The organism is Streptomyces sp. DI166, from assembly GCF_900091315.1.
GTDB lineage: Bacteria > Actinomycetota > Actinomycetes > Streptomycetales > Streptomycetaceae > Streptomyces > Streptomyces fuscus.
In genome coordinates this window covers 158,745-169,400 of sequence record NZ_FLSP01000004.1, presented here as the reverse complement: position 1 = coordinate 169,400, position 10,656 = coordinate 158,745, and the positions used below count along the sequence as shown (strand labels likewise).

General features: G+C 71.4%; 8 protein-coding genes. 4 read left to right on the top strand and 4 right to left on the bottom strand.

Annotated elements, in window-relative coordinates; all coding sequences use genetic code 11:
• The 3 genes from GA0115233_RS03815 to GA0115233_RS03805 form a co-directional block, all read right to left on the bottom strand.
• Positions 1–233: biotin/lipoyl-containing protein (locus GA0115233_RS03815; protein ID WP_023551330.1), on the bottom strand; the 233-nt coding region annotated here is incomplete at its 3' end.
• Between the two features lie 60 nt (positions 234–293).
• Positions 294–1,682 carry a dihydrolipoyl dehydrogenase gene (gene lpdA, locus GA0115233_RS03810; protein ID WP_176711634.1) on the bottom strand — a complete coding sequence of 463 codons (1,389 nt, stop codon included), beginning with the start codon at positions 1,680–1,682 and terminating at the stop codon, positions 294–296.
• A 242-nt stretch (positions 1,683–1,924) separates the two neighbouring features.
• Positions 1,925–3,454: a leucyl aminopeptidase gene (locus GA0115233_RS03805; protein WP_093718615.1), complete on the bottom strand. Its 1,530-nt coding sequence runs from the start codon at positions 3,452–3,454 to the stop codon at positions 1,925–1,927.
• Between the two features lie 338 nt (positions 3,455–3,792).
• On the opposite strand from GA0115233_RS03805, the gene GA0115233_RS03800 reads away from it, so the two are divergent.
• The 4 genes from GA0115233_RS03800 to GA0115233_RS03785 all read left to right on the top strand — a co-directional run bounded on the left by GA0115233_RS03800 (position 3,793) and on the right by GA0115233_RS03785 (position 9,531).
• Positions 3,793–5,823, top strand: coding sequence for a hypothetical protein (locus GA0115233_RS03800; protein ID WP_093718614.1), 2,031 nt, complete (start codon positions 3,793–3,795; stop codon positions 5,821–5,823).
• 95 nt (positions 5,824–5,918) lie between these two features.
• A complete protein-coding gene (pelF, locus tag GA0115233_RS03795) occupies positions 5,919–7,436 on the top strand; it encodes a GT4 family glycosyltransferase PelF (protein ID WP_093718613.1) in 1,518 nt (505 codons plus the stop codon).
• The gene (locus GA0115233_RS03790; protein ID WP_093718612.1) at positions 7,433–8,728 is read left to right on the top strand and encodes a hypothetical protein; all 1,296 of its coding nucleotides are present in this window, start codon (positions 7,433–7,435) and stop codon (positions 8,726–8,728) included. Before pelF ends, GA0115233_RS03790 begins: the two co-directional genes overlap by 4 nt.
• On the top strand, positions 8,725–9,531 hold the full coding sequence (locus tag GA0115233_RS03785; RefSeq protein WP_093718611.1) for an endo alpha-1,4 polygalactosaminidase: 807 nt from the start codon (positions 8,725–8,727) through the stop codon (positions 9,529–9,531). Before GA0115233_RS03790 ends, GA0115233_RS03785 begins: the two co-directional genes overlap by 4 nt.
• Positions 9,532–9,821: 290 nt before the next feature.
• Here GA0115233_RS03785 and GA0115233_RS03780 read toward each other — a convergent pair whose 3' ends face one another.
• A complete protein-coding gene (locus tag GA0115233_RS03780) occupies positions 9,822–10,607 on the bottom strand; it encodes an adenosylcobinamide-GDP ribazoletransferase (protein ID WP_093718610.1) in 786 nt (261 codons plus the stop codon).
• Positions 10,608–10,656 lie beyond the last annotated feature (49 nt).

Here is a 10,656-nt window from a genome sequence, read left to right as displayed (position 1 = left end):
TCGTCGATGACGGCCAGCTCGGCGCCGACCTCAACGGTCTCGTCCTCGGCGACCTTGATGGAGGCCAGGACACCGGCGGCAGGGGAGGGGATCTCGGTGTCGACCTTGTCGGTCGACACCTCCAGCAGCGGCTCGTCGGCCTCGACGCGCTCGCCCTCGGCCTTCAGCCAGCGGGTGACAGTGCCCTCGGTGACGCTCTCGCCGAGCGCCGGAAGGGTTACGGAAACCGCCATGGTTTCGGTTGCTCCTAACGGATTGCGGAAGTCTGTGTCGTCGCGTTGTCGACCGAGGGGTCAGTCGTGCGCGTGCAGCGGCTTGCCGGCCAGGGCCAGGTGGGCCTCGCCGAGCGCCTCGTTCTGCGTCGGGTGGGCGTGGATGAGCTGCGCGACCTCGGCCGGCAGGGCCTCCCAGTTGTAGATCAGCTGGGCCTCGCCGACCTGCTCGCCCATGCGGTCGCCGACCATGTGGACGCCGACCACCGCGCCGTCCTTGACCTGGACGAGCTTGATCTCGCCCGCGGTCTGCAGGATCTTGCTCTTGCCGTTGCCCGCCAGGTTGTACTTCAGAGCGACGACCTTGTCCGCACCGTAGATCTCCTTGGCCTTGGCCTCGGTGATGCCGACGGAGGCGACCTCCGGGTGGCAGTAGGTCACGCGGGGGACACCGTCGTAGTCGATCGGGACGGTCTTCAGACCGGCCAGACGCTCCGCCACCAGGATGCCCTCGGCGAAGCCGACGTGCGCGAGCTGGAGGGTGGGGACCAGGTCGCCGACGGCGGAGATGGTGGGAACGTTGGTGCGCATGTACTCGTCGACCAGGACGTAGCCGCGGTCCATCGCGACGCCCTGCTCCTCGTAGCCCAGGCCCTGCGAGACCGGGCCGCGGCCGACGGCCACCAGCAGCACCTCGGCCTCGAACTCCTTGCCGTCGGCGAGGGTGACCTTGACGCCGTCCTGGGTGTACTCGGCCTTCTGGAAGAAGGTGCCCAGGTTGAACTTGATGCCGCGCTTGCGGAACGCGCGCTCAAGAAGCTTGGAGGAGTTCTCGTCCTCGACCGGGACGAGGTGCTTCAGACCCTCGATGACGGTGACGTCCGCGCCGAAGGACTTCCACGCCGAGGCGAACTCGACGCCGATGACACCGCCGCCCAGGATGATCGCGGACTTCGGCACGCGGTCCAGGACGAGGGCGTGGTCGGAGGAGATGATGCGGTTGCCGTCGATCTCCAGGCCCGGCAGCGACTTCGGCACGGAGCCGGTCGCCAGCAGGACGTGACGGCCCTGCACGCGCTGGCCGTTGACGTCGACGGAGGTGGGGGAGGACAGCCGGCCCTCGCCCTCGATGTACGTCACCTTGCGGGAGGCGACCAGACCCTGCAGGCCCTTGTACAGGCCGGAGATCACGCCGTCCTTGTACTTGTGGACCCCCGCGATGTCGATGCCCTCGAAGGTGGCCTTCACACCGAACTGCTCGCTCTCGCGGGCCTGGTCGGCGATCTCACCGGCGTGCAGCAGAGCCTTGGTGGGAATGCAACCCCGGTGCAGGCAGGTACCGCCGACCTTGTCCTTCTCGATCAGGGCGACGTCCAGGCCCAGCTGAGCCCCGCGCAGGGCCGCGGCATAACCGCCACTACCACCGCCGAGGATCACTAGGTCGAAAACGGTGCTGGCGTCGTTCGCCACGTCACGTCCTCCATGCATGTGCGCCACGCCGGTCTCCAGTGACCGGTCGGCGGCTGGTGTCCGGCCGCTCGTTCTTTCGGCCCTTGGTGGGGCCCTGTCCTGCCGACGCCCATCTTCGCACTTGTCGGAGGGGAACGAGACGCGGGGCCGACGTGTGAGACACCACACGCTCATAAGCGAACACGGGAAACACAAGGCGACGGGGCCTCGCACTACCCGCACGCGAGGCCCCGTCGAGTGGATCAGCCCAGGTCGCCCTCGGCCGTCAGCTCGGCGAGCCGGACCAGCGTGCGCACCGCCGACCCCGTACCGCCCTTGGGGGTGTAACCGAACGGACCGGACTCGTTGAAGGCCGGGCCCGCGATGTCCAGGTGCGCCCAGGTGATGCCCTCGCCCACGAACTCGCGCAGGAACAGGCCCGCGACCAGGCCGCCGCCCATCCGCTCGCCCATGTTGGCGATGTCGGCGGTGGGGGAGTCCATGCCCTTGCGCAGGTGGTCCGGCAGCGGCATCGGCCAGGACGGCTCGCCGACCTCCTCGGCGGCCTCCACGATCGCCGTGCGGAACGCGTCGTCGTTGGCCATCACACCGAAGGTGCGGTTGCCCAGCGCCAGCACCATGGCACCGGTCAGCGTCGCCACGTCCACGATGGCGTCCGGCTTCTCCTCCGAGGCCGCCCACAGCGCGTCGGCCAGCACCAGACGGCCCTCGGCGTCGGTGTTCAGCACCTCGACGGTCTTGCCGCTGTACATGCGCAGCACGTCACCCGGGCGAGTGGCGGAACCGGACGGCATGTTCTCGGCCAGCGCCAGCCAGCCGGTGACATTGACCTCCAGGCCCAGCCGGGCCGCCGCGACGACGGCCGCGAACACCGCGGCGGCGCCGCTCATGTCGCACTTCATCGTCTCGTTGTGACCGGCCGGCTTCAGCGAGATGCCGCCCGAGTCGTAGGTGATGCCCTTGCCGACGAACGCGAGGTGCTTCTTGGCCTTGGAGTGCGTGTACGACAGCTTCACCAGCCGCGGACCGGCCGCGGAGCCGGAGCCGACGCCGAGGATGCCGCCGTAGCCGCCCTTGGTCAGCGCCTTCTCGTCGAGCACCTGCACCTTGATGCCGTGCTCCTTGCCCGCCGCCTGCGCGACGGCCGCGAACGCCTCGGGGTAGAGGTCGTTCGGCGGGGTGTTGATCAGGTCGCGGGCGCGGTTGAGCTCCTCGGTGACGGCGGTGGCCCGCTCGATCGCGGCCCGGTACGCCTTGTCCCGGGGCTTGCCGCCGAGCAGCGCGATCTCGGCGAGCGGCGCCTTGCCGTTGCCCTTGGCCCGGCCGTCCTTGCCGCTGTCCTTGTAGGCGTCGAAGGAGTACGCGCCGAGCAGCGCGCCCTCCGCGACGGCCCCGGCGTCGGCGGCGTCGGTGAGGGGGAGGGCGAAGGCGGCCTTCTTGGAGCCGGCGAGGGTGCGCGCCGCGACACCGGCGGCCTTGCGCAGCGCCTCCGCGTCGTACTCGGCGTCCTTCTCGGGCTCCGCGCCCAGGCCGACGGCGACCACGAGGGGCGCCTTGAATCCGGCCGGGGCCGGGAGCTTGGTCACCTCGCCCTCGCCGCCGGAGGCACCGAGGGTCTCCAGGACGCCGGCCAGGCGGCCGTCGTATGCCTTGTCCAGGGCTTCGGCACCAGGGGCGACCACGGGGCCCTTGGCGCCCTTGGCGACACCGATCACGATCGCGTCGGCCCTAAGGCCGGCCGCCGCGGCGGTGCTGAGAGTCAGAGCAGTCACGGTGGTGAGTTCTCGCTTCCGATGTGAAGTTGCAGTGGCCGAAAGATGGTGGGTCGACCGGGCCCGACGGCCGACCCTAATTCCGACATCACAGGTGCGGCTCAGCGGGGCCTTCCCCGGTGCTGACACTCGGGCTTGAGCCTACGCGCGTGTGTCCCGTTCGCTCATTCCTGCGGGCGTTCACCTGTCAGTGGCGTCGTGGCGGCTTCACCGCTCTCACTCCCGGTGACCTGAGACACACTCAACGCGTTCCGGTGAGGCGACGGCTGACCGCTTCGCATGATTTCCGAGGATCCCCGTCCATAGGTAACGGGGGATCTTGTGGGGGGAGACACCATATGACGCACCGCGCGTACCGATGGAGATGCGCCGCCGCCGTACTGACGGCCGTGGGCGCGATGACGCTGGGCCCGGGGGCGCCCGGCGCGGCGGCCGCGGTGGAGCCGCGCGTCGACCTGCGGGTCCTGGTGGTGGACGACGGCGGCAGCGCGGTCGGCGCCATCGTGGCCCAGCTGCGGAGCACGGGCATTCCGTACATCACCGTCGACCTGAACGATTCTGCCCGTCCGGCCCTGACCGCCGGCTTCCTCAGCGACACGGTGGGCGGACGGCCGCGGGCGAAGTTCCAGGGCGTGGTGCTGCCCAACGAGGCCCCGTTCGGCGCCGGGTCCGCAGAGCAGACCGCGCTGGAGACCTTCGAGCGGACCTTCGGCGTCCCACAGGTCGACGCCTACACCTGGGCCCACCCCGGCGTCGGCCTCGACTACACCAGCGAGGGCGGCTGGGCGGGCAGCCTCGACGGCCGGGAGGCCGCCGTCACCGCCGCCGGGAAGTCGTCCGCGTTCGGCTACCTCGACGGGGCCTTCGCCTTCGAGGACAACTCGCCCGCCGTCCAGGAGAGCTACGGCTACGTCGCCCGGCCCCGCACCGGCTTCACCAGCTATGTCGACCTGCCCGTCCCCGAGGGCAGCGGACGCGGCAGCCTGGTCGGCGAGTACGCCCACGACGGCCGCCGCGAACTGGTCGTCACCTTCGCCTACAACCAGCACCAGCGGCAGTTCCGGCTGCTCGCCCGCGGCATCGTGGAGTGGCTGACCCAGGGCGTCCACCTCGGCCAGGACCGCAACTACCTCGCCGTCCACGTCGACGACGTCCTCGCGCCCGACGCCCGCTGGGACACCGAGCGCAACTGCACCCCCGGCGACATCGACTGCGTCGGCGGCGGCGAGGAGACCGACCCGATCCGCATGACCGCCGAGGACGCCGCCTACGCCGCCCAGTGGCAGCGCGGGCAGGGCTTCACCCTCGACATGGTCTACAACGCCGGGTCCGGCGAGGAGTGGAAGAGCGAGCACGGCGGCACCGACCCGCTCGCCACCCGCCTGGTCGCCGACCGCGCGCAGTACCGCTGGATCAACCACACCTGGACCCACCCCTTCCTCGGCTGCGTCCAGGACACCTCCACCGTGCCGTGGACCTGCGCGAAGAACGCCGACGGCTCCGTCAAGTACATGAGCCGCTCCGAGATCTCCCAGCAGATCCGCGACAACCACAACTGGGCCGTGGGCAAGGGCATCCAGGTCGACCGCACCGAACTCGTCACCGGCGAGCACTCGGGCCTGAAGACCCTGCCCCAGCAGCCCGCCGACAACCCGAACCTGGCCGGCGCCCTCGCCGACAACGGCGTCAAGTGGACCGCCTCGGACAACTCCCGCGAGCCCGAGCAGCGCGCGGTCGGCAACGCCCTGACCGTGCCGCGGCACCCCATGAACGTGTACTACAACACCGGCACCGCCGCCGAGATGGCCGACGAGTACAACTGGATCTACACCTCCGCCGAGGACGGCGGCAGCGGCATCTGCTCCGCCAACCCCGCCTCCACCTGCCTCGACGAACCGCTCGACGTGGCCACCGGCTACGCCGAGTACATCGTCCCGCAGGAGGCCCGTATCGCCCTCGGGCACGTCATCAGCAACGACCCGCGCCCGCACTACGTCCACCAGTCCAACCTCGCCGAGGAACGCATCCTCTACCCGGTGCTCAACCGGATCCTCGGCGACTACCGGGGCCTGTTCGCCGACAACACCCCGGTGCAGAACCTCTCCCAGAAGGCCATCGGCACCGAGCTCCAGCGCCGCGAGGCATGGCGCAAGGCGGTGGCGAACAACAAGGTCACCGCGTACCGCATCGGACGGACCGTCACCGTCAGCGCGCCGTCCGGCACCCAGATCCCGGTGACCGCGCCGGAGGGCACCAGGCAGCAGCAGCTCCTGGGCACGACCTCCTTCGGCACCTCGTACGCGGGCAAGCGCTCGGCCTGGGCGGCGCCCGGCCTGCTCCAGTCGGCGCTCACGCTGAACCTGCCGTAGGGCTGCCACGCCACCGCGAGGGCGCGGGGCCGTGACCGTTCGCGGCTCCGCGGCCCCGCCTCTCGTCCGCATCACAGGGGGGAAGCCGCGCAGCGATGCGCCGTCCTGTCACCATGCTCACCGAAGGCACCTACCCGCATGTTCACGGCGGCGTCAGCACCTGGTGCGACCAGCTCGTCCGCGGCATGCCGGAGGTCGACTTCCACGTCGTCTCGCTCACCGGCACCGGCCGGGAGCCCGTCACCTGGGAACTGCCGCCGAACGTCCGCCGCCATGTGCCGGTCCCGCTGTGGGGGCCGACACCGCCCGGTAGCGGACGCCCGCTGCTCGGCCGTACCCGCCGCAGGTTCCTCGACTCCTACGAACGGTTCCTGCTCTCCTTCCTCGAACCCGACTCCCGCGCCGACTTCGGGGAGGCCCTGTACGAGCTGGCCGAACTGGCGCGGGCGGGACGCCTGTCGGCGGCACTGCGCGGCGAGGCCGCGCTGCGGTCGCTGATGTGGATCTGGACGATGCCGCATCTGCCGACAGCCACCGCCGACCCGACCGTCCAGGACGCGCTCACCGCGCTCGACCTGCTGGAACACGCCCTGCGCCCGCTGGCGGTGCGGCTCCCGGAGGACTCCGTGGCGCACGCGGTGAGCAGCGGCCTCGCCACGCTGCCCGCGCTCGCCGCACGGGAGTTGGACGGCGTACCGTTCCTCCTCACCGAGCACGGCATCTATCTGCGGGAGCGCTACCTCGGCTACCGGGACGCCGAACAGAGCTGGCCCGTGAAGGCGTTCATGCTCGGCTTCTACCGTGAACTGAATTCACACGGATATCGGGCGGCGGACCTGATCACACCGTGCAACCAGTACAACCGGCGCTGGGAGGAGCGCGGCGGCGCCGACGCCGACCGCATCCGCACCGTCTACAACGGCGTCGACCCGCACGCCTTCCCGCACGCCGGACCCGAACCCGACGTCCCCACCCTCACCTGGTGCGGCCGCGTCGACCCCATCAAGGACCTGGAGACCCTGCTGCGGGCCTACGCCCTGGTCCGCGCCGAACTCCCCGAGACCCGGCTGCGGCTGTTCGGCCCCGTCCCGCCCGGCGGCGAGGCCTACCGCACCCGGCTGGAGAAACTCGCCGCCGAACTCGGCGTGGCCGACGGCCTCACCTTCGAGGGCCGGGTCAGCGAGGTCTGGCGGGCGTACGCGGCCGGGCACGTGGTCATGCTCTCCTCCATCTCGGAGGGCTTCCCGTTCTCCCTCATCGAGGCGATGTCCTGCGGCCGTACGACGGTCTCCACGGACGTCGGGGGAGTACGCGAGGCGGTCGGCGACACGGGGCTGGTGGTCCCGCCCCGTGAACCGGAGCACATGGCCGCCGCCGCGCTGACCCTGCTGAAGGACGACGAACGCCGCCTGCGCCTGGGCGCGCTCTCCCGCCAACGGGTCATCGACCGCTTCACCCTGCGCCGCTCGGTGGACGCCTTCCGCACGATCTACCGGGAACTCGCGGGCCTGCCCGAGCGGTACGAGCCGTCCGTGGAGACCGTCGCCGACTGGACCCTCGAACTGCGCGACCCCTGGTACGAGAAGCTCGCGACCGTGGGGACGGACTGGTGACCCGCCCCGACCCGGTCACCGAACTCGCCGACCGCCTCGACGACTTCGTGGCCGCCGCGGTCCACCCCGACGAGATCGCCGCGCTGCTGGAGTCCGACGGCCTCACCGACGACCTGATCCGCGAACGCTACGGCGCGGACAGCTCCTTCGCCCTGGCGGAGCATCTGTACACCCGCGTCCCCCGCCGCCACCCCGAGCCCCGGCCCGCCGCGGATCCCTGGCGGGTGGGCCTGCTCCCCTGCCTGCTGCGCGGCATCGTCTTCGCCCTGCCGGGCTTCGGGTACGTCCTGGCGGCTCCCTTGCTGGGCCCGTCGGCCACACTCCCTCTCCTGACGGCCGCCCTCTTCGGCTGGGCATGGAACCAGGGGGTGTCGCACCGGGCGTACACATGGCTGGGACTGGGCGACAAACGGGCGGCACGCGACACGCTGCTACGGGGCGGGGCGACGGGCGCGGTACTGGGCACTGTGACGGCGGCACCCTTCGCATCCACGCCCCTCCTGTTCGCGGCGGCGGCCCAGTCCTGCTACTTGGCCGCGGCAACGGCACTCCTGGTACTGGGCCGCGAAAGGGCGTTGCTGACGGCATTGCTGCCGCTGACAGCGGGGGCGACGGTGACACTGGTGCACCCGATCCCGGTCGCGGCGAGGGTGGGAGTGCTGACTTTGTCGCTGACGTCGGTCGTAACCCTGGCCCTGCTGGACGTCCTCAGCCGCGGGCAGGCGTGCCGCAGGGCGGCACGGGTGGGCGCAGCGGCACCCCGCGAGCGCGGGCAAGCGAGACCCACCCCCACGGCACCCCCGCTGGCCGGCTCGCTCCCGTACGCCCTGTTCGCCCTGGCGAGCGGCGCGCTGGTCGTCCACACGGCCCTCGACGACGTACGCACCGCCGCCGCCCTCACCCTCAGCATGGGCCCCGCCGAATACCTCCTGTACCGCTTCCGCAGCGCCACCCGCACCACCCTCCGCTCCGCGACCACCCCCCGCGCCTTCCGCCGCAGAACCACCCACCACATAGCCCTCACCCTCACCACCTACCTGGCCACCCTCCTCGCCCTCACCTCCACCCTCACCCTCGCCACCCCGGACCCCACCCTGCTCATCCTCGGCACGGTCATCTGGACGGGCCTCCTCCTCCAGTCCTTCGGCGCGGTCACCGGCCCCGCCCTCGTCTGCACCGCAGCCGCCCTCGCCCAGCCCTTCGCCGACACCGCGACGGTCCATGTCCTGGCCGCGATCGCCCAATTGACCCTCGTCCGCATCCACCTCGGAAGGGCCACCGCGCACCGATGAGAGATCATCACCGGGTGAGACGCATCCCCACCCTGGCCGTCCTGCTCGCCCTGCTGCTCACCGCCGCCTGCACCTCGTCGTCGGACGACAAGCGCCCCACCGGTCCACGCTGGCAGCCCCGCCCAGGCACGGACTGGCAGTGGCAGCTCAGCGGCCGCCTCGACCCGTCCGTGGACGTACCCGTGTACGACATCGACGGCTTCGACCACTCCGCGCAGACGGTCGCCGACCTGCACAAGGACGGCCGCAAGGTGATCTGCTACCTCTCCACCGGCGCCTGGGAGGAGTTCCGCCCGGATGCCGACGAATTCCCCGAGTCGCTGCTCGGCCGCGGCAACGGCTGGAAGGGCGAGCGCTGGCTGGACATCCGCCGCGTCGACGTCCTGGAACCGTTGATGGCCGAGCGCATCGACATGTGCCGGGACAAGGGCTTCGACGCGGTCGAGCCGGACAACATGGACGGCTACCTCAACCGCACCGGCTTCCCGCTCACCGCGAAGGACCAGCTCCGCTACAACCGCCTGATCGCGAGACTGGTCCACGACCGCGGCATGGCCGTCGGCCTGAAGAACGACCTCGACCAGATCCCGGAGCTGGTGGAGGACTTCGACTTCGCGGTCAACGAGCAGTGCGCGCAGTACGACGAGTGCGAGACGCTGACGCCGTTCATCGAGGCGGACAAGGCGGTGTTCCACGTCGAGTACGAACTCCCGACCAGCCGCTTCTGCCCGCAGTCCCGTCGGCTTGGCCTCAGCTCGCTGCTGAAGAAGTACGAGCTGGGGGTGTGGCGGGAGGCCTGCTAGGGCCTTTCGTTTGGATCAGCCTGGCTCTGATCGACGGTCCGTCGTGACTGAGCCGAGCGGGGGCGATGGGGGTGCCCCCGCGCGAGGTTGTTCGAGCGTGGGGGAGCGTGCAGCTGCAAGGCGGAGGAGGGAGTCGACGCGATGGGGGTCCCTCCCGCGCGAGCGAAGCCGAGCGTGGGGGAGTCGGCGACCGACGACAACGCGGCTGGGGGTCCCCCCTCTGGGGGAGTGCGTGCCAGACCCCGCGACGCCAGGATGATCCAAACGACAGGCCCTAGGCGCCCGTCCCGTCAGGCCGCGAAGGTCAGTACCACCAGCGCCGCCGTGGCCGCTGTCTCCGCCAGCCCGCCGAAGACATCGCCCGTGACCCCGCCGAAGCGGCGGACGCAGCGGCGCAGCAGGAGTTCGGCGAGGGCGAGGGCGGCGAGGAGGGCGAGGGCGGTGCGTACGGCGTCGTCGGCGCCGAAGAGGGTCCCGGCGGCAGCGGCGGCCAGCGCGGCGACGACGGTGACGACGGCCGCCGACCGTACGGGCACCACTCCGGCGACGGCGGCGCCGAGCCCTTCCGGCCGGGCCGCGGGCACCCCCTTGCGGGCGGCCAGGGTGAGCGCCAGCCTCGCGGCCACGGCGGCGACGACGGCGGCCAGGGCACCCCGGGCCCAGGAGTCGGCGTACACCTGCGCGAGGGCGGCGACCTGGGCGAGCAGGACGAACAGGAGGGTGATCACCCCGAACGGCCCGATGTCCGACTGCTTCATGATCCGCAGCGCGTCCTCGGCGGGCTTGCCGCTGCCGAGCCCGTCCGCGGTGTCGGCGATGCCGTCCAGGTGCAGCCCGCGGGTGAGCAGGGCGGGGACGGCCACGGAGCCGACGGCGGCGAGCAGGGCGCCGGCGCCGAGGTAGAGCAGGGTCACTCCGGCGGCCGCGGCGCCCGCGCCGACCACCAGTCCGACCACGGGAGCGCAGAGCATGCCGCCGCGCGCGGCGTCCCGGTCCCAGCGCTCGACCTTCACGGGGAGGACGGTGAGGGTGCCGAAGGCGAAGCGGAGGCCGTGGTCGAGACTGGTTGTGGACACGGGCGGAAGGTTACGTCAGGCAGCCCAATCCCGGCCGCGCCGGTCCGGG

What these genes read in the sequence shown, in the direction of transcription:
- GA0115233_RS03800 (WP_093718614.1), top strand. Translation starts at nt 3,793, where the DNA reads ATGACGCACCGCGCGTACCGATGGAGATGCGCCGCCGCCGTACTGACG.
- pelF (WP_093718613.1), top strand. Translation starts at nt 5,919, where the DNA reads ATGCGCCGTCCTGTCACCATGCTCACCGAAGGCACCTACCCGCATGTT.
- GA0115233_RS03785 (WP_093718611.1), top strand. Translation starts at nt 8,725, where the DNA reads ATGAGAGATCATCACCGGGTGAGACGCATCCCCACCCTGGCCGTCCTG.